This is a genomic window from Paraburkholderia flagellata, from assembly GCF_021390645.1.
GTDB lineage: Bacteria > Pseudomonadota > Gammaproteobacteria > Burkholderiales > Burkholderiaceae > Paraburkholderia > Paraburkholderia flagellata.
Genome location: NZ_JAJEJT010000004.1, coordinates 753,492 through 778,027, shown reverse-complemented (window position 1 = coordinate 778,027; position 24,536 = coordinate 753,492). Strand labels below are relative to the sequence as shown.

Annotated in this window: 24 protein-coding genes; 4 read left to right on the top strand and 20 right to left on the bottom strand. The window is 63.7% G+C overall.

The annotated features are described in order from the left end of the window. Positions 1–16 precede the first annotated feature (16 nt). Entirely contained in the window at positions 17–1,672 is a 1,656-nt protein-coding gene (locus L0U83_RS34145; protein ID WP_233888568.1) for an ABC-F family ATP-binding cassette domain-containing protein, read from the top strand. A gap of 139 nt (positions 1,673–1,811) precedes the next feature. Here the strand turns inward: L0U83_RS34145 and L0U83_RS34140 are convergent, their stop codons facing one another. Continuing rightward, positions 1,812–2,252 (bottom strand): hypothetical protein, encoded by a 441-nt coding sequence (locus tag L0U83_RS34140; protein ID WP_233888567.1) that lies wholly within the window; start codon positions 2,250–2,252, stop codon positions 1,812–1,814. A gap of 201 nt (positions 2,253–2,453) precedes the next feature. Here L0U83_RS34140 and L0U83_RS34135 point away from each other — a divergent pair, with 201 nt between their 5' ends. Then, positions 2,454–3,878, top strand: a complete 1,425-nt coding sequence (locus L0U83_RS34135) for an ISNCY family transposase (protein ID WP_233888566.1) — start codon at positions 2,454–2,456, stop codon at positions 3,876–3,878. A 290-nt stretch (positions 3,879–4,168) separates the two neighbouring features. Here the strand turns inward: L0U83_RS34135 and L0U83_RS34130 are convergent, their stop codons facing one another. Next, positions 4,169–4,948, bottom strand: a complete 780-nt coding sequence (locus tag L0U83_RS34130; RefSeq protein ID WP_233888565.1) for an alpha/beta hydrolase — start codon at positions 4,946–4,948, stop codon at positions 4,169–4,171. A 344-nt stretch (positions 4,949–5,292) separates the two neighbouring features. Between L0U83_RS34130 and L0U83_RS34125 the strand changes: the two genes are divergently transcribed. Further along, positions 5,293–5,646, top strand: a complete 354-nt coding sequence (locus tag L0U83_RS34125) for a DUF4148 domain-containing protein (protein WP_233888564.1) — start codon at positions 5,293–5,295, stop codon at positions 5,644–5,646. A 28-nt stretch (positions 5,647–5,674) separates the two neighbouring features. Here L0U83_RS34125 and L0U83_RS34120 read toward each other — a convergent pair whose 3' ends face one another. The 6 genes from L0U83_RS34120 to L0U83_RS34095 all read right to left on the bottom strand — a co-directional run bounded on the left by L0U83_RS34120 (position 5,675) and on the right by L0U83_RS34095 (position 12,807). After that, entirely contained in the window at positions 5,675–7,258 is a 1,584-nt protein-coding gene (locus tag L0U83_RS34120; RefSeq protein WP_233888563.1) for a TolC family protein, read from the bottom strand. Next, positions 7,245–9,260, bottom strand: coding sequence for an FUSC family protein (locus tag L0U83_RS34115; protein WP_233888562.1), 2,016 nt, complete (start codon positions 9,258–9,260; stop codon positions 7,245–7,247). The genes L0U83_RS34120 and L0U83_RS34115 overlap by 14 nt, the downstream gene beginning before the upstream one ends. Next, positions 9,241–10,293, bottom strand: a complete 1,053-nt coding sequence (mdtN, locus tag L0U83_RS34110) for a multidrug transporter subunit MdtN (RefSeq protein ID WP_233888561.1) — start codon at positions 10,291–10,293, stop codon at positions 9,241–9,243. The genes L0U83_RS34115 and mdtN overlap by 20 nt, the downstream gene beginning before the upstream one ends. Before the next feature lies 1 nt (position 10,294). Next, positions 10,295–10,582: a hypothetical protein gene (locus tag L0U83_RS34105; RefSeq protein ID WP_233888560.1), complete on the bottom strand. Its 288-nt coding sequence runs from the start codon at positions 10,580–10,582 to the stop codon at positions 10,295–10,297. 144 nt (positions 10,583–10,726) lie between these two features. Next, positions 10,727–12,133, bottom strand: coding sequence for a heavy metal sensor histidine kinase (locus tag L0U83_RS34100; protein WP_233888559.1), 1,407 nt, complete (start codon positions 12,131–12,133; stop codon positions 10,727–10,729). Then, positions 12,130–12,807, bottom strand: a complete 678-nt coding sequence (locus tag L0U83_RS34095) for a heavy metal response regulator transcription factor (RefSeq protein WP_233888558.1) — start codon at positions 12,805–12,807, stop codon at positions 12,130–12,132. Before L0U83_RS34095 ends, L0U83_RS34100 begins: the two co-directional genes overlap by 4 nt. Before the next feature lie 358 nt (positions 12,808–13,165). On the opposite strand from L0U83_RS34095, the gene L0U83_RS34090 reads away from it, so the two are divergent. After that, positions 13,166–14,899, top strand: coding sequence for an alpha-keto acid decarboxylase family protein (locus L0U83_RS34090; protein WP_233888557.1), 1,734 nt, complete (start codon positions 13,166–13,168; stop codon positions 14,897–14,899). A gap of 102 nt (positions 14,900–15,001) precedes the next feature. Here L0U83_RS34090 and denD read toward each other — a convergent pair whose 3' ends face one another. The 12 genes from denD to L0U83_RS34030 form a co-directional block, all read right to left on the bottom strand. Further along, a complete protein-coding gene (denD, locus tag L0U83_RS34085) occupies positions 15,002–15,991 on the bottom strand; it encodes a D-erythronate dehydrogenase (RefSeq protein ID WP_233888556.1) in 990 nt (329 codons plus the stop codon). Positions 15,992–16,027: 36 nt separating this feature from the next. Further along, a complete protein-coding gene (gene otnI, locus L0U83_RS34080) occupies positions 16,028–16,816 on the bottom strand; it encodes a 2-oxo-tetronate isomerase (protein WP_233888555.1) in 789 nt (262 codons plus the stop codon). A gap of 26 nt (positions 16,817–16,842) precedes the next feature. Continuing rightward, positions 16,843–18,180, bottom strand: coding sequence for an MFS transporter (locus L0U83_RS34075; protein ID WP_233888554.1), 1,338 nt, complete (start codon positions 18,178–18,180; stop codon positions 16,843–16,845). A 134-nt stretch (positions 18,181–18,314) separates the two neighbouring features. Further along, a complete protein-coding gene (gene otnC / locus L0U83_RS34070; protein WP_233888553.1) occupies positions 18,315–18,971 on the bottom strand; it encodes a 3-oxo-tetronate 4-phosphate decarboxylase in 657 nt (218 codons plus the stop codon). Further along, positions 18,968–20,284, bottom strand: coding sequence for a 3-oxo-tetronate kinase (gene otnK / locus L0U83_RS34065; RefSeq protein ID WP_233888552.1), 1,317 nt, complete (start codon positions 20,282–20,284; stop codon positions 18,968–18,970). Before otnK ends, otnC begins: the two co-directional genes overlap by 4 nt. Before the next feature lie 30 nt (positions 20,285–20,314). Further along, positions 20,315–21,256, bottom strand: a complete 942-nt coding sequence (gene ltnD, locus L0U83_RS34060) for an L-threonate dehydrogenase (protein WP_308445105.1) — start codon at positions 21,254–21,256, stop codon at positions 20,315–20,317. A 25-nt stretch (positions 21,257–21,281) separates the two neighbouring features. Beyond that, positions 21,282–21,986 (bottom strand): FadR/GntR family transcriptional regulator, encoded by a 705-nt coding sequence (locus L0U83_RS34055; protein ID WP_233888550.1) that lies wholly within the window; start codon positions 21,984–21,986, stop codon positions 21,282–21,284. Positions 21,987–22,179: 193 nt separating this feature from the next. After that, positions 22,180–22,395: a hypothetical protein gene (locus L0U83_RS34050; protein ID WP_233888549.1), complete on the bottom strand. Its 216-nt coding sequence runs from the start codon at positions 22,393–22,395 to the stop codon at positions 22,180–22,182. Positions 22,396–22,455: 60 nt separating this feature from the next. Then, the gene (locus tag L0U83_RS34045) at positions 22,456–22,704 is read right to left on the bottom strand and encodes a hypothetical protein (RefSeq protein ID WP_233888548.1); all 249 of its coding nucleotides are present in this window, start codon (positions 22,702–22,704) and stop codon (positions 22,456–22,458) included. A gap of 73 nt (positions 22,705–22,777) precedes the next feature. Beyond that, positions 22,778–23,077 carry a hypothetical protein gene (locus L0U83_RS34040; protein ID WP_233888547.1) on the bottom strand — a complete coding sequence of 100 codons (300 nt, stop codon included), beginning with the start codon at positions 23,075–23,077 and terminating at the stop codon, positions 22,778–22,780. A 371-nt stretch (positions 23,078–23,448) separates the two neighbouring features. Further along, positions 23,449–23,688, bottom strand: coding sequence for a hypothetical protein (locus L0U83_RS34035; protein WP_233888546.1), 240 nt, complete (start codon positions 23,686–23,688; stop codon positions 23,449–23,451). A gap of 170 nt (positions 23,689–23,858) precedes the next feature. Beyond that, complete coding sequence (locus L0U83_RS34030) at positions 23,859–24,149, bottom strand: hypothetical protein (protein ID WP_233888545.1); 291 nt, start codon at positions 24,147–24,149, stop codon at positions 23,859–23,861. Positions 24,150–24,536: the final 387 nt, after the last annotated feature.

Sequence of the window (24,536 nt, the reverse complement as noted above, 5' to 3'; positions counted from 1 at the left end):
CATTCGGGAGAAGCTTATGGCTCGAGTCACGCCAGCCGCGACGCTTGTCGCACTCCATCGCGTTTCATTCCGGTTCGATAGCGGCGCTACACTATTCGACTCGCTTGACCTCATTCTCGATCGCGTGCCCACGGGTATCGTCGGCCGAAACGGCGTTGGCAAAAGCATGCTCGCGCAACTGATCGCGGGGAAAATCGAGCCGACGTCCGGTTCGGTCGATCGGCACGTTCGCATCGCGTTCGCGGCGCAGCAACACTTTGACGCGTCACACGATACGCGGACCGTTGCGCAAGTTGCGGGAATCGATGCGCCGCTAGCGGCCTTGGCACGGCTGGCAAACGGTACCGCCGACACCCGCGATTTCGACGTGATCGGCGAGCGTTGGGATCTCGCCGAGCGCATGCGCGCGGCGCTCGATGCGTCGGGGCTCGATCATCTGGAGTCCGACACATTCGCGCATACGCTCAGCGGCGGTGAACTCGCGCGCGTGACATTGATTGGCGCGCTGCTGGCCGATGCCGGCTTGCTCGTGCTCGACGAGCCGACCAATCACCTCGACGCCGCTGGCCGCGCGTGGCTGCGTAGCGCGCTTTGTGGATGGCGTAGCGGTCTCGTCGTCGTGAGCCATGATCGCGCACTGCTTGGAGACATGCAGCGCATTGTCGAGGTTACGCCCAAGGGGATTCGAATCTATGGCGGCAACTATGCCAGCTACCGCACGCAGCGCGATGCGGAGCACGAAGCGGCAAAGAGCGCGCTCAGCCACGCGCGTACCGAACGCGAGCGCGCCGCGCGCAGGCTCCAGCGCGAACACGACACGATCCAACGGCATGCCGCTGGATCGTTGCGTTACGCGAAGACGGCCAATCTGTCGTCGATGGCGAAAGAGGGGATCAAAGGCGGTGCGCGCAATGTGATGGGGCAGGTCAGGGCCGAGCAACGCCAGCACAAGGAGACGCTCGACGCGCGCGTGACCGAGGCTGCCGCGCGCGTCGAGCCCGATTCGCCCGTTCTCGTGGCGTTGCCAGGTGCCGGTGTGAGCGCGCGCCGCCAGGTCTTCACGCTCGAAGAGGTGAGGCTGCCGTGGCTCGCGCACGACGATCCCGCCGCCACGCTCACCTGGTCGTGCAGCGGCCCTGTGCGCGTGGCGCTGACGGGTCCGAACGGATGCGGAAAGTCGACGCTGCTGCGCCTCCTCGCGGGGCAATTCGCGCCCCATGCAGGGCACAGCGTGACGCATGTCCGCTGCGCGTACCTCGATCAGAAGCTCGCGCAGCTCGATCCCGACCGCTCGATCGTCGAACAGCTCGGGTTGCTCGACACGCCGCTCGCAGAAGGGGAGTTGCGCAGCCGGCTCGCGTTGCTGCAACTCGACGCCACGCGCGTGACGCAACCGTCACGCTATCTGAGCGGCGGGGAGCGATTGAAGGCCGCGCTCGCCTGCGCGCTCTGGCGCGGCACGCCGGCACAGTTGCTGCTGCTCGATGAACCGACCAACCATCTCGACCTGGAATCCGTCCGCGCGATCGAGGGGGCGCTGGCGGACTTCCCGGGCGCGCTGATCGTGGTTTCGCACGACGCGGATTTCATCACTGCGCTGGCGCCGACGCATACGATGCAATGGAGCCGCGAAGGATGGCGCTTCGATCCCGTTATCCAATCCATCGGATAACGAACCGATTTGCGAGATCGCGCGCCGCACGTCACGCGAAACGCGCTCGATGCGAACGGGGAGAGGTCCAGAAAGAAAACGCCCTGCGCGAGACTCAGGTGGCCGACGCGCGGCGATCGCACGGCGGATGTCGCATCACCTAGTCGAAGGCCGTGCAGAGGCGCTCGATCGGTACTGCAATGAGGATGCAGATCGAAAAGGCGAGGCCGAAGGTGAAGGCCACGGAAGTGGTCGCGCCGCACCACGCGATGAAGCGCCGTGCGTCGCGCTTTTCCTTCGCGACGTAGGCAATCTTGCGCCAGGCGCTGCCCGCGGCGTAGGTGATGGCGAGCGCGGGCACGAGCGCGCAGACCGAGCCAATGCCGAGGATCCATTGCGTGCCGTGCCAGCCTGGCATCGGATCCCGCGTGATGGCGTCGGCGCAGGCCGTCGAAACGAGCGTGACGCCTAGCGCCAGATGCAGTAGCCAGATGAGCGGCACCGCGCACAGACCGAGCCAGCCGGCGACGCGCTGCGCGCGCGTGGGTTCCGGATTCGAGGCGGCGCCGGTTGGTTGCCCGGATGTTGGGGCGGACGGCATGGGTTCCTCCTGTGGGACGCCATGTGGGTCGTGCCGCAGGAGGTGTGCCTGAGGGGTTTGTTGAATTTTACATAATGCAAATTATCGATATTTTAAATGTTAGGGCTTTTTTGAAATGTCCGGTTCTGGCTCATTAGAAATGTCCGATTCCTGCCCTGGTTGACGCGCACGCTCGCGTGAGGCGTCGACCAGGGGCGAACCATGAACGGACGTGAGCTGATCACGGCAAGCATGCGCGAACTTGAGCGGGTCAAGGTCATCGAGGCGGTCATTGAAGGCCGCCTGCGGTGTTTTCAGGCGGCTGAGCGGCTGCAGCTCAGCGAGCGGCAGATCAGCCGGCTGTGCCGGCGCTATGAGGCCGCAGGCCCGGCCGGGCTGGTCTCGGCGAAACGCGGACGGCCGAGTAACCGGGAACTGTCCGTCGATCTGCGGGCTCGGGCCATGGCGTTGGTATGTGAGCGTTACGCCGATTTCGGGCCAACGCTGGCGTGCGAGAAGCTGGCTGAATGTCACGGGATCGCGCTGGCCAGGGAGACCGTACGTCGATGGATGCGCGATGCGGGTCTGTGGATTCCGCGCGCGCAGCGCCCGCCGAAGGTCTACCAGCCACGGGCCCGACGCGCGTGCCTGGGCGAACTGGTGCAGATCGACGGCAGCGATCACCGCTGGTTTGAGGAGCGCGCACCGGCCTGCACACTGCTGGTGTATGTGGACGACGCTACGAGCCGCCTGATGCACCTGCACTTCACGCAGACCGAATCGACCTTCAGCTATTTCGAGGCGACGCGTGCGTACCTGGAGCGTCATGGCAAGCCGGTGGCGCTGTACAGCGACAAGGCAAGCGTGTTCCGCAGTGTCAGGGCCCACGAGACCGGGCGCAGCGTGACGCACTTCGGACGCGCGATGTACGAACTGAACATTGAGACGTTCTGCGCCAATAGCAGTTCGGCCAAGGGCCGTGTGGAGCGCGCGCACCTGACGCTGCAGGACCGCCTGGTGAAGGAACTGCGCCTGCGCGGCATCAGCACGGTGGCGGGCGCGAATGCGTATGCGCCTGCCTTCATGGCGGCCTATAACGTGCGCTTTGCGAAGCCGTCCAGGAGCACGTTCAACGCGCACCGGCCGTTGCGTGCGGACGAGGATCTGGACGCCCTGCTCACCTGGCGCGAAACGCGGCGTGTGACGAAGTCGCTCACGGTGCAGTATGACCGCGTGATGTACCTGCTCGACGATACGCCGCAGAACCGGAAGCTGGTGCACCGTTACATCGAGGTCTGGGAGTATCCGGATGGGCGCATCGAGATCCGCGCCGAAGGTCGCGTGTTGCCATACCGCGAGTATGACCGGCTCACCGAGGTGGACCAGGGCGCGGTAGTCGAGCACAAGCGGCTCGCGCATGCGCTCGCGGTGGCGCAGGAACTGCAGGCGCAGCGCGACGACCGGCGCGCCTCGGGCTCGCCCTCACGCACGAATCGCGGCATCGCAGTGCGCAAGGCTGAACGGGTGCCGGGCACGAAGAAGACGCGCGAGTTCACGCAGGCGGATATGGAAGCAGTGATCGTGAAACTGACACAGGCCCCAGAGCCAGATTCAAAACCTGGCCGGAGGTCTGCGAGGGTTCGCTGAACGCACACCACCGCCCTGCTGATCCAGACGCTATCCTTCAACACGGAATGGAGATCAAACCCGAGAAAGACAGAAGCAAACCTCTGTAAAACCGGACATTTCTATTGAGCCGGAGACCAGACATCTCTATCTGGCCATGACATTAAATGTTCGCAAACATCAAAATCCAACGCATCACATCTCGACAATGACCTGCGTCCTGACCGGCCGCTGGAGGTCCAGTGCCGGAACTGCGATGGCTGCAACAGAACGGATAACCCTGACGATGCGCGAAGTCGACCGGTTCAAGGTCATCCTGGCAGTTGCTGAGCGGCCTGCTCGATCAACGCAGCCACTTCCTTCGGATGCGACTCATAAACCGAATGGCTGGCGCCATCGACTTCCACCGTTTGGGCGTGAGCCCGCTTCGCGTACATGCGCTCGAGGTCCGGGTTGATGATCTTGTCCGCCTTCGCGACCATATAAAACGTCGGCTTGATCTTCCATGCCGGATCGGGGATCTGCGCAGTGAATACGCCTGCCGCAGTTGGCATTTGTTCATGGGCCTCGAACTCAGCCTGCGCGATCGGAAGGTCGGCCGCGAAATCACGCGGATAGTCGGCAGGATTCAGATAAAGATAATCGTCCGCCGTTTTAACGATGTCCTCATGAGGTGTCGCGTTTGGATAGCGCTTGCCATTCGAGACTTCGGTTTCGCCGACATCGAGTGCGTGAGCAGCAATGTAGACGAGCGACTTCACGTGTTCGTCGTTGCCCGCCTCCGTGATGATGGCGCCGCCGTAGCTATGGCCGACGAGCACGCACGGGCCGTCGAGGCTGTCGATGACGCGCCGTGTAGCCGTCACGTCGTCCTTGAACGACGTCAGCGGCTCTTGCACGAGCGTCACGTTATAGCCGTCCTTCGTGAGAATGTCGTACACCGGACGCCATCCCGCGCCTCCCACGAAGGCACCGTGCACGAGGACGACGTTCTTGATGGGCGCGGCCTGCGCTGTCGTGACGCCGCCGGCAACCAGACAAAGCGCCGCAACTGCGCGCGCAACGGAAGAACGGAAAGAAGGGAAAGACATTGCAGCTCCTTGGAATGACGCGAAGTGAACCAATTGATTGACGACACGGCCAGTCTAAAAGGCTGCCTCAAACGACAGGGTTACCCAGCCATTACAAAAAAATGACGCGCATCGACCGCTACGAAGAATCAAAGGGACGGAAAGCTTGTCATTTTCTTGTAACGACTGGGTAACCGTGGCGATGGAAGCGCCTACCTACACTGCAACCACGCAGTAACGCATTGCCTCGCTTAGCCAGGTTTCAAGTCGTTCTTTCCTAAGCCTGACCTCGCGTCCATGCACAGTCGATGCTGCGGCTTTCTTTCTCGACTCATCCGGTTTGCAGGTATATAGGAGTATTGATCATGTCCAGGCTTCTTCTCAGCGTTCTCGTTGCTGCCTCCGCCGCTGCCGCTCCGGCCTATAGCTTCGCGCAGTCCACCCAACCCCTCACACGTGCCGAAGTGCGTGCGGATCTCGTGCGCGTCGAGCAGGCCGGATACAGCCCGGGCCGCGGCGACGACATCAACTATCCAGCTGATATTCAGGCAGCCGAAGCAAAGGTCGCAGCGGGCCAATACGCGCAAAATTCAGCGCAACGCGATGTGGGCGGCGTATCGATGGGGAGCACTTCGGCGGCGGGTTCACGTCCGCGTATGCCCGCACAGTCCGACTGTGTTGGCCCAGCCAGCTTTTGCACGATCTATTTTGGTAGTTGAGCCGGCAGGCGCACTGTCTTCAGTTGTCCTACTGAGACGGTGTGCCTTCCAGCGACGGCGCACCGATTTCGCCCGTCGCAAGGGCGAGCGTCGCGGCGGCGGCAAGCGCGGCGCTGTAGCTGTCCGCATACGCGTTCTGCGCAGCGAGAAGCTGGTTCTGCGTGAGGAGCGCGTCTGTAATGGTGCCGACGCCGTGCCGGTATGCGGCGAACGCCGCATCATAGGTCGTCTGCGCGGCCTCGACCAGCGCCTTCGCGGCGTCGTTCGACGCGAGGCTAGTGGAAAGCCCGTTCTGCGCGGCAACGATCTGCCTGACGGCCTCCTGTCTCGTATGGGTCAGTTGTGCAGACGCACTGTCCGCGTCGTTGCGCGCCTGCATCAGCACGGCGGAACGCAAACCGCCGTCGTATAGCGGAATCGTCACGCCGAGGAAGATGCTGCCGCTGCGGCGACTGCCGTTCAGGTTCACCGTGGCCGCCTGATCGCCGACCGGGGGAATCGCCGTGATCGACGTCGTGCCGGTGCCGTACGCGGCCGTGGCGGAGAGAAATATCTTGGGCATGAACGCCGATTCGGCCGCGCGGATCTTCGCCTGGTTGGCCTGCTCCAGCGCATAGGCGCCCTGCACGTCCGGCCGCCGCGCAATCGCATCGGCAACGATTTCGTCGACGCTCTGGTGCAGCGCCGGCGTGAGCGAGCGCGCCGGCAATGGGGCGATCACCGGTTTCGACAGCGGCGAAATGCCGAGCGCCGACACGAGGCTCAGATAGCTGTCGCTCACGGCGCCGTCCGCCTGCACCTTCAGCAGATTGGCTTGTGCGCGGTTCTGCGTGGCCTGTGCGACTTCGACCACCGTGCCCACGCCCTGCTTTCGCCGTGCGCGGGCGGCGCTGAGAATGCCGTCCGCGTTGTCAAGCGCCTGCTGCGCGGTCTGCTCCCTCGCGCTGGCGGCTTCGTATGTGTAGTACGCGATGCTCACCTCGTGGATCACGTGCTGGTGAACCGACGTGAACGCGATGTTCGCCGCCACGGAAAGTTGTTTCGCAGCATCGAGGCGCGCGCGGCGGCCACCGAAATCGAATAGCAGCCATTGGAGTGACAGCACCGAAACGGTGCCGTGAATGTTCGAGCTGGTCGATGTGTTGCCGAGCAGCGGCGTCGACGCCGCACCGCTCGCCGCCTCATATCCGCCCATCGCGGTGGCGGTGAGCTGCGGCAAATAGGCGGTCTTCGCAATGCCCGCCGCGAGCGCTGCATTGCGCGCGTCGTTCCAGGCAATGCGCGTGAGCGGGTTCGTGGACTCCGCGAGATCGATCAGTTCGGGCAGCGTGTACGCGTGGTTCGCATCGAGCGCCGCGGCGGATTCGATCGAGGCCAGCGCTGCGCTGCGCGGCAGCGTGTAGCCAACCTGCGCCCCGTCGCTCGTGCTGCGCGGCGGGCCGGGCACGATGTTGCCGTCGCCGTCCGTCTGCGGCTGCCACGGCCGGTCCGCCGCAGGAGGCGCGAGATCGATCGACGAAGTCGCGCAGCCCTCGAATACCGATATAGCCAACGCGGCGGCCAATGAGGCAGCCAACGCGATAAGCCGGGGCGTCGGTTCAGTGGCGCGCATCGGTCGTCGTCTCCGTGGCCGACGCTGGGCGCGTGATATCGGCGATCTGTCCGAACCGCTTTGCGATGACGTTCCGGAGCGCGTCGAGGGCGGGGTCGGCAGCGCGGTCCTCCGCGGGCTCGGCGGCATGCTGTACGGCTTGCACATGCGCGTCGTCTCCAGCAGCGAGACGCTGGGCGATTTGACCCAACTGCGCCGCGCCCGCGCGCCCTGCCGCGAGGACCAGCGGCGCCTCCAGCGCCTCGAGTTCCGCGAGCGCGCGGCGCCGGCTCGCCACCCAATCGGGCTCGGGACGCACCCACGAAGGCTCGTAGTGAATCAGGCCGAGATCCTGGCGCAGTCCGCCGTACTGGGCGAGCGCGCCTGCCGCAAGCGCGCTGCGCGTGCGAGTGTCCGCAGCGTGTGCGATGCGGGTCCACTGCGCGATGAGTGCTTTGAACGTCGCGTCGATGCGGCTGGCGATGCTCACGGGCCAGACGCGTGTGAAGACCAGATAGATCACGACATTGCCGATCAAGATGCCGATCACGCGGTCGCGTGCGAGCGTGAGGTCGAACGCGGGCGCCGCGCCCTGGATCACGCACAGGAAGAAAGCGAACGCGATCTGCATGCCCGCATACGAGATCCGTGCGGACCCCATCGCCACCCATGCGGCCAGCCACGCGCCCGCGAACACCAGCGCCGTCAGCTCGCCCGCCGAGGTCAGACGAGGCGTCACGAATACGATCGCCGCCGTGCCGAGCAAGGCGCCGACGAGACAGCCCGTGATCCGCAGTGTCAGCTTCTCGACGGTCTCGGCCGTCGTGCTGAGCGAGACCATATAGCAGGTGATGAAGCACGTATGGATGCCCTGCCAGTCGAGTTGCTGATACAGCACGTAGCAGAACATCGCCGCTGCCGTGGTCTTCAGCGCGTAACGGACGTGATCGGGATTCGTGAAGGCGTCGGCGTCGAAAAAGCCGCTGCGCGCGGGTGGCCCGGCGCTTTTCTCGGGAGCCGGAGCCGGCGCTGCGGCGGCCTCCGCGGGCGGCACCGCGAAGCCCTCCAGCGCGGCGCGCAGGTCTGCGAGCACGAGCGCCTGCAGCGCGGTTCCCTCGCGCAGGTCCGGCTCATCGAGCGCGACATCCACGGGATAGCCGCCCGCCTCGAGCATCGCCGCCATTTGCGTCATCGTTTCGGCAAGCTGCGCCGCGCATGCGTCGGGCAGGCGCGCGCCGGGTTCGCTCGCCGCGAAATCCGTCGCGACCAGGAGCGCTGTCGTGGACGCCGCCGCCTGGCGCAGCGCCGCGCCGTCAGCCGGTATCAGCGTGCCTTCGAGTGTCGACAGCTTGAGCCACGAGAGGATCTGATGGTCGCCCTCCCGCATGCACGCTTCGAACGCAGCGCGCTCCTCGTCGGTTGCCGTGTCTGTGAGGCGGCGCGCAGCGAGCCTCAGGCGCCGCGCAAGCTGCGAGGTGGCGAGCCGTCGCGGCGACGGCGCGATCACCAGGTTCACGACGATTGCCACGCCAATTGGAATCCCGACCATCAGCCACGCGTACAGCAGGCCGCGCGTGGCCGCTTCGCCGACTGGCGCAAGGCCAAGCTCGTCGAGCCCGAACCCGACGATCATCGCCAGGATCGCGCCGATTGGCCGAAGCTTGCTTGCCGAAGTGGCGAATAGCAGTGCGAACGATAGCAATGCCATGCTCGCCACCCGCAGCGGCGGCTGATCGATAGTGAGGATCGCGAAGATCATCACGATCCCGATGATCACGGTCACGAGCAGCATCAAGGCGAACGACATGACGATGCTCGTCATGCGGTCGGGCCGGTTCAGGAAGAACACGATATACACGGAAGTCGCGGCATCGGGCGTGCTGTAGCCGGTCGTCACGAGCACTGTGAGCGCGCAGATCAGCGCAATGCGCGTGACGATCGCGGTGCGTCCCGGAAACGGCGCGAGCAGCTTCGCGATTTCCCGCGGACCGGGCCGCCTGATGTCACCGGCAAGACTGGCCATGCCGGACCTCGACGATCGCGCTGGCGCCGATGCGCACCAGCTTGTTGACCGGGGCGTCTATGCGCACGCGAACCGGGAAGCGTTGTGCCACGCGCACCCAGTTCACCGACTGCTGCACGTACGGCAGGCTTCGTGGCAGGTTCACGCGGTCCGTGTCCAGGATGCCGGCGCCGATGCCGATCACCTTGCCGCTCATCGGCTGTTTTCGGTCGATCATCGAGTACACGGTTGCGCAGTCGCCCACGTCGATCGCGCCGAGCGCCGTCTCGCGGAAGTTCGCCACGGCGAACCATTCGCCCGAATGAACCAGCGTGAAGATGGACTGGTTCGGCGCGACTGTCTCGCCCGCGAGGATCGTCAGCCCTGTTACGTAGCCGTCGAACGGCGCGCGCACGACCGTGTCGTCGAGCGCGCGCTGCGCGATGGCCAAGGCGGCCTCGCGCGCATGCAGCGCCGCTATGGCGTCGGAATCGTCGCCTATTGTCTGCGCAGAAGAGCGCTGTTGCACCTGCGCCTGCGCGAGCGATACGCTCGCGTCGCGCTGCGCCACGACCGCCTGATCGAGCTGCTGCGCGGACACGTAGCCTTGCGCCGCGAGCGGCCGCAGCCGGTCGACGCTGCGTGTCGCGAGGTCGTAGTTGTGTGTGGCGCGACGGGTCTGGTCGGCCGCGATGGTCGCGTTCGACGTCTCGCCGATCAGCGTGCGGCGGCGGGTGGCGAGCGAGGCACGCGCCAGCTCGACTTCGGCCTGCGCCTGCGCGACGCCGAGCCGGTACGGCACCGGGTCGATTTCGAACAGCACGTCGCCCTTCGAGACATGCTGGTTCTCCTCCACGGGAACGCGCAGGATCCGGCCGCCCACGGGCGACGCGACGTGGACGACGTCCGCGTCGATGGACGCGTCGTCGGTGGACGGATAGCGCGACGAGCGATCGTACGCATACCAGAGTGCCGCCGCGCCGAGCAGGACGATCACGACTGCGATCGCCCGTCCCTTCCATGCATGTCGAGGATTCTGGCCAGCCATTTTCATGTCAGAGCTGCCCCGTTCCCCATAGCCAGACGAGCACCCCGGCCATGACGCCGATCGCGGTGCAGACCGAAAGCTGATAAGGCACCTGGCGAACCCAGCCGGTCGAGATGAACACGCGATGCGCGATAAGCGCGCCCACGATGCCGATCACGGCGCTCACGAGCCAATACGGAAAGTACGCGCCGAAGAGCGACCAGGACGGCGCGCCGCGGGCCACGCAACCCGCAAGCGGCATGAAAGCCAGGAATGAACAAACGACAGCGCATCTGGGCCATTTACGTTGTTTCATCGCTTATTCAACGCTTCGTGACTGGAATAAATGCTGAATTCCACTCGTACGAACCCATGCGCGCACCGATGGGTTGCGTCCCGCATTCCCGATTCAAGGCTGCCCATCATAGCGCGGTTTGCCGCACCGCCGCCCCTGGGGCGCCTACTGGCCCCGCCGCTCGCGCTGCCGCGGAAACACGAGCGTGAATCGCGTCACGCCGTTGCTGCTCGAGGCGTGCCACGTACCGCCGTGCAGCAGCATGATGCTGCGCACGATCGAAAGTCCGAGCCCGCTCGACTCCGACGAGCGATGCCGCGACGGATCGGCTCGGTAGAAACGATCGAAGATCCGTTCGAGATGGTGCGGCTCGATCGTCGGTCCGCGATTCTCGACATGGAGCGTCGTGGCCTCCGGGCCTTGGTCCGCAACCGTCGAGATTGCCGTGCCCGGCTCCGCATATCGCAAGGCATTCGCAAGCAAATTCCCCAACGCGCGGCGCAGCAGATCCGGATCCGCGCACACGTGGCCTTCGCCGCGCCACTCGAGGCTCACGTTGCGGTCCTCCGCGAGACCTTCGAAGTACTCCTGCATACGCTCGAATTCCACGGCAAGCGGCAACTCCTTGCGCTCGATGGCGTTGTCGGCCTGCTCGGTGCGCGCAAGAAAAAGCATGTTGTCGATCATTTTCGACAGGCGTTGCAACTCCTCGTAATTCGAGCCGAGAAGCCGCTGGTAATACACGGTGTCGCGAGTCTGGCTCAAGCCGACTTCGGTCTGACCCAGCAGGTTGCCAATTGGCGTGCGCAGGTCGTGCGCCATATCTGCCGACACCTGTTTCAACTGCGTGAACCCGCGTTCGAGCCGATCGAGCATGCCGTTGAATGCTGCGATCAATGCGTCGAGTTCGGGCGGCGCGGCGCGCTGCTCGATGCGTGTCGACAGCGTGCTAATGCCGATCGCTCCGGTTTGCGCAGCGAGAACGCGCAACGGCTGCATGTTGCGGCGCGCGAGGACGAAAGCGAGCAACGCGACAATGGTCGCGCCAGCAGAGGCGAACAGCAGTATCTGGTTGCGGTATGCCCGCAACAATTGCGTGCGCTCGGTCAGCAAGCGGCCGGAGATGATCTGCAGATCCTGCTTTCCGGCTGCATCGTGCGCCGCTGCAGCGGCGTAGATGAACGGCGTTCCATCGGCCGCAAGCGTATGGTGAACCGCGCCGAGCGTGAGTGGCGCGTCCACCGGCACTGGCGTTACGTCCGGCACCGCCCTGTGCCCTGGATTCACCGTAATGAGCGGCGCTTCACCCGGAAAGCCCACGATCAGCAGTGATTCGGTATTCCCGAGCATGTTCGCGAAGAGATGCGGCTTGTCGCGAATCAGCTCACGCACGTCGACATCGTTCATGAGCGTGCGAAGCTGGTCCACTCTCGTCACCAGCGCCGCGTCGTCGCGCACCATCAGTTGCCGCTCCAGACCGCGGTATAGCAAGGTGCCGAGCAGCGCCATCGCCGTGAATACGATGAGTGCATACAACAAAGCAAGGCGCGTGGTGAGCGAAAGCCGCTTCATGCTTCGTACTCGAAACGGTATCCCACGCCGTGAATCGTATGAATCAATCGAACGGGGAAAGGGTCGTCGATCTTCTGCCGCAACCGGCGCACCGCAACATCGACCACGTTGCTATCGCTGTCGAAATTCATGTCCCATACGCGCGAAGCGATCAGGGCGCGCGAGAGCACCTGACCTTGATGCTCCAGAAAGAACGCCAGCAGATTGAATTCCTTGTTGGTGAGCGTGATGCGCGCACCGCCCCGCTCGACGCGCCGCTTCGGCACATCGACCCGCAGATCCCCGACTTCGAAGACCTGTTCATCCTGTTTTTGCGGCTGACCGCGCCGCAATATGATGCGGATGCGCGCCAGCAACTCGGCAAACGAGAAAGGCTTGACGAGATAATCGTCGGCGCCGAGATCGAGGCCCTTCAACCGGTCTTCGAGCGTGCCGCGCGCGCTCAGAAATAGCACCGGGGTTTTGGTGCGCGCACCGAGCTTCTTCATGACGGTCCAGCCGTCCATCTCCGGCATCATCACGTCGAGCAGGATCAGGTCGTAGCCCATCTCCTGCGCGAAGTGCAGTCCGTCGATGCCGTTCGTGGCCACGTCCACCACATAGCCCGCTTCCGTCAAACCGTTCTGGATGTACTCGCTGGTCTTGGCTTCGTCTTCGATGACGAGGATTTTCATGGCGTCCGATTCCTGCACTCATATGCGCGTGTTGCTGATTCTGTGCTCGTTTGCGCCCTTATACCAGTCGGGCGTAATCGGAGTCTAAGTCGCGTGCTCTAACAGGGCCGTTACTCAATCATTACAAGGAAATGACGAAATGCAGCGTGCCGTCCCTGATATTTTTTCGTAATGACTCAGTCACGCTGCTGTTTTTGCCGGGAGCCTAGACTGAGAATCCGTTGTACCGCAAACCGAATTACGCATCGGGCTGCTGGCGGAGAGAAACCACAGCCAGGGCGGGCGCCTGCTTTGCCGCATAGTGCGATTCAACATCGGTACCGCACATTCCCCCCATGAGCCAGATTAGGAGTCCTCCATGGAAAGCACGCAAAACACGGCCCAACCCACCCAACGCATGACGATTGGCGACTTCCTCCTTCGCCGCCTCGAGGAAGCCGGTATTCGTCATTTGTTTGGCGTCCCGGGCGACTACAACCTCACGCTCTTGCAGCAACTCCACGATAGCGGCGCACTGGAATGGGTCGGCACCACGGGCGAGTTGACCTCATCCTATGCGGCGGACGGTTATGCCCGGCTGAACGGCCTGGGCGCGCTGCTCGTCACGAACGGGGTCGGCGCCTTGAGCGCGCTCAACGGGGTAGCCGGCGCCTATGCCGAGCACGTACCCGTCATCTGCATCAGCGGTTCGATTCCGCTGCGCTCCGTCGATCGCGGCCTCGGCATGCACCACACCATGGCCGACGGCAACTTCGACCATTTCCTGCGCGCCTATGCGCCAGTGACGGTGGCCCAGGCGAGGATCACGCCGCGCAACGCGGTCGTCGAGATAGACCGGCTGATCCTCACGGCCTGGCGGGAAAAGCTGCCGGTCTATATGGAACTGCCGTCGGACATCGCGTATCTCGAGATCGAGGCACCGACCGCCCCGCTCGTTCTTGCCCACGTTCCCAGCGATCCAGAACGGCTGCAGTCGTGCATCGCCGCGCTCGCGCAGCAGTTGTCCGCCGCCCGGTCACCGGCGATTCTGGTGGATACGGATGCCGACCGCTTCGGCGTCGTCCCCGAACTCATGGCGCTGGCGGACAAGCTGCAGGCACCGCTGGCGGTGATCAACGCAGCCAAGGGCGTGATCGACGCGTCGCACCCACAGTACCTTGGCATCTATGCCGGCAAAGGCAGCGAGCCAGGGGTATGCGAGGCGATCGAGAGCAGCGACTGTTTGCTCGCCGTCGGCTACCGGCCGATCGAGGTGACCACGGGCGATTTCACTGCAACGCTGCCGGCCGGCACGATCCACGCGCGTGCGCACGCTGTGGACATCGGCGAAGACAACTATCAAGCTGTGATGCTCAAGGAGGTGCTACGAGGCGTGATCGACACCGTACCGCAGGTTGCGACACGCGTTCAACGTCCGGTTGAAGCGCCCGCCGCTCGCGTGCACGTCGAGGCTGCCGCGAAGCTGACTCAAGCCGCCTACTGGCAGGCCGTTCAGGACTATCTGCGGCCCGGAGACGTCGTGTATGTCGACAATGGCACGTCGTTTTCCATTCTCGGGCTGCGGCTTCCGCCGGGCTGCACCTTCATCGGGTCGATCAACTGGGGATCGATTGGCTATTCGGTCGGCGCCCTGCTTGGCGCGCTGACCGCGGCGCCGGAGCGCCGCCACGTGCTGCTCATCGGCGATGGGTCTTTCCAGGTCACGGCGCAGGAGTTGTCGACGATTCTGCACCACGGTCACAAGCCGGCAATCCTGCTGATCAACAATGGCGGCTACACCATCGAGCGCGGCTACCTCGGCAAGACCGAACCCTACAACGACATTGCGAACTGGGCTTACGCCGATCTGCCGAAAGTGCTCCATCCCGGCGCATCCGTGCAGTCGTTCGTGGTCAGGACCTGCGGGGATCTGCAACACGCCCTCGCCGCGCCGAACGACGAACTGGTTTTCGTCGAATCGATCATGGACCCCTGCGATGCGCCTGCGGCGATCACGCGAAGCAGCAATCTGGGCGCCGAACTCGACTACGGTCCGCGCGGCCCGCAGCTTCGTGAGAATCTCCAGCTCCGAACTAGCGCAGCACACATCTAAATAGACGAACGCCGCCTCGCAAAGACTCAGCTTTGCGATGGCGGCGTGTTTCATTGCTTGCGTAACAAACCGGCGCGGACAAACCGGCTAGCGCGCACGCAATCAGCGCTGCGGAATTCTCCCGCCGAGTTCATCGTCGACGAACGCGCGGACGATATCCTTGAACGACGCGTCGCCTTGCAGCCCGAGCTGGGTCGCGCGCGCGATGTCCCACTGCGCGGGCCAGCTGCCGACGATCTTCTCGACACGCTCATCTGCCTTCCATTCGATCCGTGCCGCGACGGCGTCGCCTGCCACTTCGCGCAGCGCGGCGATCATTTCGTCGACCGTTACCGACACGCCCGGCAGATTCACCGTGCGCCGGTTGCCAAGCGCCGCGCCGTCGATCTCGCAGCCCGCGACAAGACATTCGATCGCCTTGCGCGGCGATAGCAGCCACAGCCGCGTCGAACCGCTCACCGGGCACACGGCCGGCTGACCGTTCAACGGCTCGCGAATGATGCCGCTGGCAAACGAGGACGCCGCTGCGTTCGGCTTGCCCGGCCGCACGCTGATGGTCGGCAGGCGCAGCACGCGGCCATCGACGAAGCCGCGCCGCGAGAAGTCATTGAGCAGCAACTCGGCGACGGCCTTCTGCGCGCCATACGACGACTGCGGATTCAACGCGGTTTCATCGAGCACGACATCGGGCAGATCGCCGCCATAGACGGCGACCGAACTCGTGAACACGACGCGCGGCCGATGCCCACGCTCGCGGCAGACGTCGAGCAGCAAGCGCGACGCGTCGAGATTGATCCGCATGCCAAGATCGAAGTCCGCTTCCGCCTGGCCGCTGACGATCGCAGCGAGATGGAAAATCGCTGCCGTCCTGTCGTCGATCAGACGTTCGAGCACGCTGCGCTCGGCAATGTTGCCGACTTCAACGCGCACGCGTTCGTCATTCGGCCCCGGCGCCGCGACGACGTCGAGCAACACCAGTTCAGTGATCGGCTCGCGCTGGCCATTTGCGCCCTTCAGTTCGCCGCGCGCGAGCAGTTCGCGCGCGAGACGCTGGCCAAGAAATCCCGCCCCACCCGTGATCAGTACTTTCATGTTCCTGTTGTTCCTCAGTGAGTCTGTCGAATGCGTTCAGGCACGCGCTTTCACATACGGCCTGATCCATCCCAGCCCTTGCGACGTGCCTGCGCGCGGCCGGTATTCGCAACCGATCCAGCCGTCGTAGCCGAGTTCGTCGATCAGCGAGAACAGATACGGGTAGTTCACTTCGCCGATATCCGGCTCGTGCCGCTCAGGCACGCCGGCAATCTGGATATGACCGATGCCCTTCATGTCACGCTTGAGCTTCACGGCGAGATCGCCTTCGACGATCTGGCAGTGGTAGAGATCGAACTGCACTTTCAGGTTCGGCGCGCCGACTTCCGCGCAAATCGCCTGCGCGTCGTCTTGCCGGTTCAGAAAGAAGCCGGGAATGTCGCGCGTGTTGATCGGTTCAATGACGACGGTGATGCCGTCCGCCTGGGCGGCCTTCGCCGCGTACGCGAGGTTCTTCAGATACACGTCGCGGTGCGCGGCGCGCGATTGCTCCGGCTTGATCAAACCGGCCATCACATGCAGCTTGTCGTTGCCGAGCACGCGCGCGTATTCGACTGCCGTCTCGACGCTGCGGCGAAACTCGTCTTCGCGGCCCGGCAACGACGCGATGCCGCGCTCGCCTGCCGCCCAGTCGCCTGGCGGCGCGTTGAAAAGCGCCTGTGTCAGGCCGTTTTCAGTCAGACGCGCCTTGATGTCGGCGGCCGGAAACTCATACGGGAACAGAAATTCCACGGCCTCGAAACCGTCGCGCGCGGCGGCGGCGAAACGCTCGAGGAACGCGTGTTCGTTGTACATCATCGACAGATTGGCGGCGAAGCGTGGCATCGAAGCAACTCCTTAAATACGCGTGTTTATCGGTTCACGAGCCGCGCGGGCGTCAGCCAGACTGCGAGCGCGCCGATCACGAGCATCGCGGCAAGCACGTACATGCCGGACTGCGTGCTGTGCGTGAGATCCTTAAGATAGCCGATCATGTACGGGCTTGCGAAGCCCGCCAGATTGCCGATCGAATTGATGATCGCGATGCCCGCAGCCGCCGTCGCGCCGGACATGAACGCCGTGGGCAGCGACCAGAAGAGCGGCGCGCAGGTCAATACGCCTGCAGCCGCAATCGACAGGAACACGATTGAGACAGCCGTATTGTTCGCGAACGAAGCCGCGACCGTGAAGCCGACCGCGCCCGCGAGCGCCGGCCCGATCAGATGCCAGCGACGCTCGCGGCGCTTGTCCGCGCTGTGGCCCATCACGTTCATCACGACGATGGCGACGAGAAACGGGATCGCGCTCAGCAGGCCGATCTCGAATGCGCCCGTCACGCCCGTCGACTTCACAAGAGTCGGCATCCAGAACGTGAGCCCGTACTGGCCCGTGACGAACGCGAAATAGATCAGCGACATCCACCACGTGCGCGGATCGCGGAACACGGCGCCAACCGAATGCGACTTCGCTTCTTCCTGCGGCTGCGCGGCGATTTCGTCGGCGAGCAGTTTCTTTTCGCGCGGCGTCAGCCATTTCGCGCCAGCGATGCCATTGTCGAGGTACAGGATCGTCGCGATGCCGATGGCAATGGCCGGCACCGCTTCGATCACGAACATCCATTGCCAGCCTGCGAAGCCGTGATGGGAATCGAAAGTTTGCATGATCCAGCCCGACAACGGATTGCCGAAGATGCCCGAAACCGGAATCGCCGACATGAACACCGCGATGATCTTCGCGCGACGATGCGACGGGAACCAGTACGTCAGATACAGAATGACGCCCGGATAAAAACCCGCTTCGGCGAGACCCAACAGAAAACGCAGCGCATAGAACTGAATTGGAGTCCGAACGAACACGAACACGGCAGAGAGCAAGCCCCACGTGATCATGATGCGTGCAATCCAGATACGCGCGCCGAGCCGATGCATCAGGATGTTGCTTGGCAGTTCGAAGAGAAAGTAGCCGACGAAGAACACACCCGCGCCGAGACCGAATACGGTCTCGCTGAACGCGAGATCCTGAGACATTTGCAGTTTCGCAAAGCCCACGTTGACGCGGTCCAGATACGCGACCACGTAGCACAGCATCAGAAACGGCACGATGCGCCAGAACACCTTGCCGTAGGTGCGTTCGATTTCGGCCGCGCCGGGTTGGCCGGCTGCGTCGGCGGTGGTTGCGGGGCGAGCGGATGTCGCCTGATAGCTTGTCATGCGTTGTCTCCTTCGTGGTGGCGCTGGTTGCGGGCCGTCCGCTTCGTGTCGGACAGCCCTCCGGCTTTCTGTCTAAGGTGAGTGATACGAAAGATCCGTGTGGGTGCGCGGAAAGCCCGATGTACTCGAACTGGCTACCAGCGCGCGCCGAACACCGTGCGCAACTCCTCCAACGCGGTGTCGTCGAGCGGCGCGGGACGCGGGTTCGTCATCAGCCACAAGCGCGCCGTCTCTTCCAGTTCTTCGATCACGTACGAAGCCTGCGAAACGGACCGTTCCCATACGACCGGCCCGAGCCGTTCGAGCAGCACGCCGCGCACGCTGTCGGCGAGCGCGGCGATCTGCTGCGCAACTTGCGGATCGCCGGGCCGCCGGTAGCGAATCAGCGGAATGTGGCCGACCTTCATGACGTAGTACGGCGTGATGGGCGGGAGCACGTCGGCTTCGCTCCACACACCTGCGAGCGTCAGCGCGACGAGGTGGGTCGAATGCGTGTGCACGATGCCGCGCGCTTCGCGGTTGCGCTCATACACGCCGCGATGCAGCGCCAGCGTTTTCGACGGCTTGCCGCCCGAAACCGCGTTGCCATCGAGATCGACCTTCGCGATCTCTGCGGGATCGAGGCGGCCGAGGCAGGCATCCGTCGGCGTGATGAGCCAGCCGTCGTCGAGTCGCGCGCTGATGTTGCCCGCGCTGCCGACCGTGTAACCGCGCTCGTACAGGCTCGCACCCGTCATGCAGATTTCTTCGCGGACCTTCGCTTCGCCGCTCGTGTGAATGGCGGCCGTCATTGCGCATCTCCGTCGAGCTGACGCAGCGCCTTCGCGAAGAAGTCGACCGCGCCGAAGTTGCCGGACTTCAGCGCGAGCGCGAGCGGCTCAGCGCCAATGGTGGCGGTGGCGGGCACGCCCGGATCGATTTGCTCGCCGATGCGCAGCATGTCGATGCCAAGCGCCTGCACCACGGCACCCGACGTCTCGCCGCCGGCGACGACGAACTTGCGCACGCCGAGATCGCGCAGACCGCGCGCAATCGATGCGAGCGTGCGTTCGACCAGCTCGCCTGCCTGCGCCACGCCGAGTTCGCGCTGTGTCGCCTTCACTTCGTCGGGCGATGCCGTCGCGTAGATCAGCACGGCCTGCGGCTGCGCTGCGTTCATGTGCTCGCGCGCGAAGGCTAACGCGTGTTCGACGACGGGCTCGCCGCGCGCCGCCGCGAGCGGATCGATGCGGAACGCGGGACGGGATTCGCGCCATGCGGCAACCTGCGCATTCGTCGCCTTCGACGCACTGCCGGCCAGCACTGCCGACGCGCCGTCGATACGCGGCAGCTCGCCCGCATCGGCGGCATCGGCGAGCAAACCGGCGCGGCGGAAATTCGCGGGCAGACCGAGCGCGACGCCCGAGCCGCCCGTGATCAGCGGCAAGTCCGTGCATGCTTCGCCCAGCGTGTAGAGATCGGCGTCCGAGATGGCATCGGCAATCGCCATGCGCACGCCATCGGCGCGCAACGCGTCGATCGATGCGCGCACGGCTTGCGCGCCTTGCGCCACCGCGTCATGGCGCACGAGGCCGACTTTCGAGCGCGTCTGGCGTTGCAGCACGCGCACGAGGTTCGCGTCCGTCATCGGCGTGAGCGGATGGTGTTCCATGCCCGACTCGTTCAGCAGCACGTCGCCGACGAACAGATGCCCGCGATAAATCGTGCGGCCGTTCTCGGGAAACGCCGGGCATGCGATCGTGAACGGCGCGCCGCCGTCGATGGGCGACAGCGCGTCGAGCAGCGCGTCGGCAACGGGGCCGATGTTGCCTTGATCCGTCGAATCGAAGGTCGAGCAATATTTGAAGAAGAACTGGCGGCAGCCTTGCGCACGCAGCCATTTGAGCGCGGCCAGCGATTGCGCCACGGCGTCGGCGGCGTCGATCGTGCGCGACTTGAGCGCGACCACGAGCGCGTCGGCTTCGATGCGCGTGTCGGCGCCGGGCACGCCGATCGTCTGAACGGTGCGCATGCCGCCGCGCACCAGCATGTTCGCGAGATCGGTCGCGCCCGTGAAATCGTCGGCGATGCAGCCGAGCAGCGGCTTACTGGCGGAGGCTTTCATGTTCGTCATGTCGTTGCGCCCTTCTGGCTTTTACCGCTTCGCGGGCACATCGATGCCCGGGAAAATCTTGATGACGGCGGAGTCGTCTTCGCCGCCGTGACCTGCCGTCGAGGCCATCATGAACATCTGATGCGCAGCCGCCGAGAGCGGCAGCGGAAACTTCGAGCGTCGCGCGGTATCGAGCACGAGGCCGAGATCCTTGACGAAGATGTCGACGGCCGACAGCGGCGAGTAGTCGCCGTTGAGAATGTGCGGCACGCGGTTCTCGAACATCCACGAGTTGCCGGCACTGTGCGTGATCACGTCGTAGAGGGCGTCGGGATCGACGCCTTCGCGAAGACCCAGCGCCATCGCCTCGGCGGCGGCAGCGATGTGCACGCCCGCGAGCAACTGGTTGATGATCTTCACCTTCGAGCCCGCGCCATGCTGCTCGCCCAAGCGATACACCTTGCCCGCCATCGCGGCGAGCACGTCTTCGCATGCGGCATACGCGGCAGCGGGCCCGGACGTCATCATGGTCATTTCGCCCGATGCGGCGCGCGCCGCGCCGCCCGACACGGGCGCATCGAGCATTTGCAGGCCGGCTGCTTCGACGCGACGGCCGAGGTCGATCGCGAAGTCGGGCGCAACCGTTGCGCACGCAATCACGACGCCGCCCGGCTTCATCGACTTGACCGCGCCCTGCTCGCCGAACAGCACGGTTTCCGTTTGCGCTGCGTTCACGACGAGCGTGACGACCACATCGCACTGCGCGCCAAGCTCGGCGGGATTCGCACAAGCCGTGCCGCCATCGGCGACGAACTGGTCGAGCACTTCGCGGCGCACGTCGCACGCATGGACATTAAAACCGCCGCGCAGCAGCGAACGCGCGACACCCATGCCCATCGCGCCCAGACCGATCACTCCGACTTTTCTCGACATAACCCTTCCTCTACGAACAGTGCAAGCGCGCCGCGCATGGCGAGAGCGAATGCGTCTGCAAAATGTGTCTGCAAATTCAGCGGATACCGGCCTCGCCCAAACGGCGCGCCGCGTTGTACATGTGCGTTTGCGCGGCGTTGCGCGCCGCCATGGGGTCGCCTGCGCGGATCGCCGCGGCGATCGCCGCGTGCTCGTCGCGCACCTGACGCGAGAAGTCTTCGCGCAGTGCCTCGTTGCGGCGCGTGACGACCGTGCCCGCTTCAAGGTATTGATTGAGAAACGTCAGCGTCTTCAGGAAGTAGGGATTGCCGGTCACGGTGGCAATCGCGCGGTGAAACGCGACGTCTTCGGCAACGCCGTCGCGGCCCTCGGCGACGGCTTCATCGATCTTTCTGAGCGCGGCGTCGATCGCCATCATGTCGGCGTCGGTGCGGCGCATCGCGGCTTCCGCCGCGACTTCGGCTTCGATCGCACGGCGCACCGCGAGAATCTGCAGAACCGAGCCGCCTTCCATCGCTTCCGCATAGTCGATCCGCAGCGGCCGGATCGCGCCATGCGCGCTCACGTACACGCCGCTGCCCTGGCGCGGTTCGACCACGCCTTCGTTCTTCAAGCGCGAAATGGCCTCGCGGATCACCGTACGGCTGACCCCGAACTCCTGCGCAAGTACCGCTTCCGTCGGCAGCTTGCCGCCGCGCGCAAACGTGCCCTTGTCGATCTGTGCGAGCAACTGTTGCGCGACGGTGTCGCTCAGTGCCCTCGTGGGAATTTTCTCGAACATATCATTAGATTCACCATGTCATCGGGTCATCATACAAATTTTGTGGCGCGAGTAGGCACCAGGGTGAACCCTCAAGATGATTGTTGGAGAGCGGATCAAACGGAGGGGGCAGCAACCGACGCGAAGCGCCGCGTCAGTCGCTAAGGGTACCGAGCTGTAGGTGATTCAAAGCGGCTGCGTGACCATAAAGTTTCTAGCCGAAGCGCACATCCAGCCATTGTTGCGCCCAGCATTTCGCGTAGGCAATCGCATCCTCACGCGCTTCGAATCCTGCAAGATCACCGCTCGAGTGAACGTCGTACTCGCTGCCATCCGCACGACTGCCACTGATGCGCACGTGCGCCATGTATTCCCCGTCGGCCCGCCGCGGTGTCGGGTCAATCCGGAATCGGGTCGAATCGGAACGCATGTTCTCACCTCACCAATTACGTGCGACATCCATTTGCCGCTGATTGCTGCTTCATCAACCTCAAGCCGCAGCTCGGTTCAGCAGGGCCATGATCTGCCCCGCCTCGCAGTCCGACTCGCAACTCGGCATGCCGCTTCCGTGCAACATTGCACGAACTGACACGAACATCAGGAATGCCTCCGCGTCGACCTCGTGCCGACGGTCATCGATCAGGCCTTTCAGCTCCGCGTTGGCATCCGATGGAAGAAATTCGTCGACGACGTCAAGACCGTTGACTCTGATCCGTTTAAGCCAGTCACGTCTGTTCATGCCTTCGCTCCAGTGATACCGGTGACCGTTTGGCCCAACGTGTATCGCCGCATCGGTAACCGCAGAAAAATATTCAGGATTTCATATCAAGAACGGTCTGGTTCGGCGCACATGTGTCGATCAGATGTTCGGCATAAGCCACCGATGCGCGGCGCGCGTCACCCGCATTCATGAACGGCGTGCGAACCGCGAGCCCAAATACGCGGCTGCGCAGCTGACCTCCCGGCTCCTGCATCTCCGGACATTCCTGAATCCGGACGGCTGCATCAAACCCTTCGTCATAGTTGTGCCCGAAGCCGGGCTCAGTCGGGCAATGCGGATACACCAGCGGATAGATTTCCAGTCCGCGGTAAAGACGGAAAGCGACGGACATAGCGTTACTCCTCGAGCCACAAGCGTTGCGGCAGTACGGGATATGGACGTACGCAACCGCACCGGCGTTGTGCCGCGAGGTCGGCCGCGTAAAGTGGTCTGCGCTGGAGGGGTGGCAGCTCGATCCCTGTAGAAAAGGCTGCAGGAGAGGCGCTGGGATCGATCACAGGTTGACTGGTCTTCTCATCCTACGCCTAATCCACCTTTTGTACAGCGAGAGTTTCGGCCCGTATTCTCATCATTCTTCGCTTGCGTCGCATCATCGCCGGCAAAAAACGCTTTTGCGTGCCGGTCAACAAGACGAAACCTCGCACCGGGGTTGCAGTGTCCTGAACTCTCGTGTTCGCCTTTTCAAAGAAAATGCCGATGGTTTTACGACTCGTCGTCGCCAATAACCGCATCGATAGCCGTTTGACCGGCCTGCTGTGCGCTTAGAAACGCCTTTTGCGGACTAAAAGGCCCTTTACGAAGCTTGGTTTCAGCGCCAAGTTCATCTATCACACCGACATTGACACCGCCCTTGATCTGAAAAACCGCGTCGTACAGGCCCGGAGAAGCCTCCGTCAGCGTCACGTGAATTTCAAAACCGCGATACGTGAAAACTTGATGCATGGAAGCCCTGCGAAAATGAGTCGTGAATCAGGTTAACCAAACGTTTGCACTTTTCGGGAGCGCGTTCGCATCCGAGGATAGAAACTCATCGACGATGTCGCGTCTGCCAACCCGAATGCGTTCGAGCAGATCGCGTCTGAACATACCGAATCTTGTGGCGAGAGAAACGTTCAGGACTTCATATCGAGGAAAGTCGCGCCCGGTGAACAGGTATCGATGAGGCGCTCTGCATATTCGATCGATGCACGACGCGCATCCCCCGAATTGATGAACGGCCTGCTGGCTACGACACCGAACACCCGGCTACGTTGAGTGCCGTCGGGCTCCTGCGGCTCCAGGATTCGTACGGCGGCGTCAAACCCCTCGTCGTAGTTATGGCCGAATCCGGCGGCGGTTGGTCGGTGCGGATAAACCAGAGGACAAATTTCGAGTCCACGGTAGAAACGGACAGCGACAGTCATGAAGTCACCTTCTGGCCACATGCTTTGCGGCAAAAGCGTACAAGAATGCGCGCGATCACCTCGACATCTGAACGGCGGTCGATCGCGTTGCGTGGTCTGCGATGGCGGGGAGCGTCTCGATCCCTGGTGAACGGTGCAGGGGGCGGCCTGGGATCGGTCGCAGGTCGACTAACCTTTTCATGCTACGCCCCTTCAGCCGTTTGTACAGCGAAAGTTTCAGACTTGCAGCCTGCGCGCTGTCGGTTTCATGATGTCTGCCGGTGGCAGGCAGTGGGGTCTTCAAACTGCGGAGGGTTGCCCCCTTGCCTTGCTCCGGTTCAGCGACGGCGCAAAGTGCTACCGGGCGACCGAGGCGGCTTGACGGCCTGGTTGGCAAAGCGTAGCCTG

What these genes read in the sequence shown, in the direction of transcription:
- L0U83_RS34145 (WP_233888568.1), top strand. Translation starts at nt 17, where the DNA reads ATGGCTCGAGTCACGCCAGCCGCGACGCTTGTCGCACTCCATCGCGTT.
- L0U83_RS34140 (WP_233888567.1), bottom strand. Translation starts at nt 2,252, where the DNA reads ATGCCGTCCGCCCCAACATCCGGGCAACCAACCGGCGCCGCCTCGAAT.
- L0U83_RS34135 (WP_233888566.1), top strand. Translation starts at nt 2,454, where the DNA reads ATGAACGGACGTGAGCTGATCACGGCAAGCATGCGCGAACTTGAGCGG.
- L0U83_RS34130 (WP_233888565.1), bottom strand. Translation starts at nt 4,948, where the DNA reads ATGTCTTTCCCTTCTTTCCGTTCTTCCGTTGCGCGCGCAGTTGCGGCG.
- L0U83_RS34125 (WP_233888564.1), top strand. Translation starts at nt 5,293, where the DNA reads ATGTCCAGGCTTCTTCTCAGCGTTCTCGTTGCTGCCTCCGCCGCTGCC.
- L0U83_RS34120 (WP_233888563.1), bottom strand. Translation starts at nt 7,258, where the DNA reads ATGCGCGCCACTGAACCGACGCCCCGGCTTATCGCGTTGGCTGCCTCA.
- L0U83_RS34115 (WP_233888562.1), bottom strand. Translation starts at nt 9,260, where the DNA reads ATGGCCAGTCTTGCCGGTGACATCAGGCGGCCCGGTCCGCGGGAAATC.
- mdtN (WP_233888561.1), bottom strand. Translation starts at nt 10,293, where the DNA reads ATGAAAATGGCTGGCCAGAATCCTCGACATGCATGGAAGGGACGGGCG.
- L0U83_RS34105 (WP_233888560.1), bottom strand. Translation starts at nt 10,582, where the DNA reads ATGAAACAACGTAAATGGCCCAGATGCGCTGTCGTTTGTTCATTCCTG.
- L0U83_RS34100 (WP_233888559.1), bottom strand. Translation starts at nt 12,133, where the DNA reads ATGAAGCGGCTTTCGCTCACCACGCGCCTTGCTTTGTTGTATGCACTC.
- L0U83_RS34095 (WP_233888558.1), bottom strand. Translation starts at nt 12,807, where the DNA reads ATGAAAATCCTCGTCATCGAAGACGAAGCCAAGACCAGCGAGTACATC.
- L0U83_RS34090 (WP_233888557.1), top strand. Translation starts at nt 13,166, where the DNA reads ATGGAAAGCACGCAAAACACGGCCCAACCCACCCAACGCATGACGATT.
- denD (WP_233888556.1), bottom strand. Translation starts at nt 15,991, where the DNA reads ATGAAAGTACTGATCACGGGTGGGGCGGGATTTCTTGGCCAGCGTCTC.
- otnI (WP_233888555.1), bottom strand. Translation starts at nt 16,816, where the DNA reads ATGCCACGCTTCGCCGCCAATCTGTCGATGATGTACAACGAACACGCG.
- L0U83_RS34075 (WP_233888554.1), bottom strand. Translation starts at nt 18,180, where the DNA reads ATGACAAGCTATCAGGCGACATCCGCTCGCCCCGCAACCACCGCCGAC.
- otnC (WP_233888553.1), bottom strand. Translation starts at nt 18,971, where the DNA reads ATGACGGCCGCCATTCACACGAGCGGCGAAGCGAAGGTCCGCGAAGAA.
- otnK (WP_233888552.1), bottom strand. Translation starts at nt 20,284, where the DNA reads ATGAAAGCCTCCGCCAGTAAGCCGCTGCTCGGCTGCATCGCCGACGAT.
- L0U83_RS34055 (WP_233888550.1), bottom strand. Translation starts at nt 21,986, where the DNA reads ATGTTCGAGAAAATTCCCACGAGGGCACTGAGCGACACCGTCGCGCAA.
- L0U83_RS34050 (WP_233888549.1), bottom strand. Translation starts at nt 22,395, where the DNA reads ATGCGTTCCGATTCGACCCGATTCCGGATTGACCCGACACCGCGGCGG.
- L0U83_RS34045 (WP_233888548.1), bottom strand. Translation starts at nt 22,704, where the DNA reads ATGAACAGACGTGACTGGCTTAAACGGATCAGAGTCAACGGTCTTGAC.
- L0U83_RS34040 (WP_233888547.1), bottom strand. Translation starts at nt 23,077, where the DNA reads ATGTCCGTCGCTTTCCGTCTTTACCGCGGACTGGAAATCTATCCGCTG.
- L0U83_RS34035 (WP_233888546.1), bottom strand. Translation starts at nt 23,688, where the DNA reads ATGCATCAAGTTTTCACGTATCGCGGTTTTGAAATTCACGTGACGCTG.
- L0U83_RS34030 (WP_233888545.1), bottom strand. Translation starts at nt 24,149, where the DNA reads ATGACTGTCGCTGTCCGTTTCTACCGTGGACTCGAAATTTGTCCTCTG.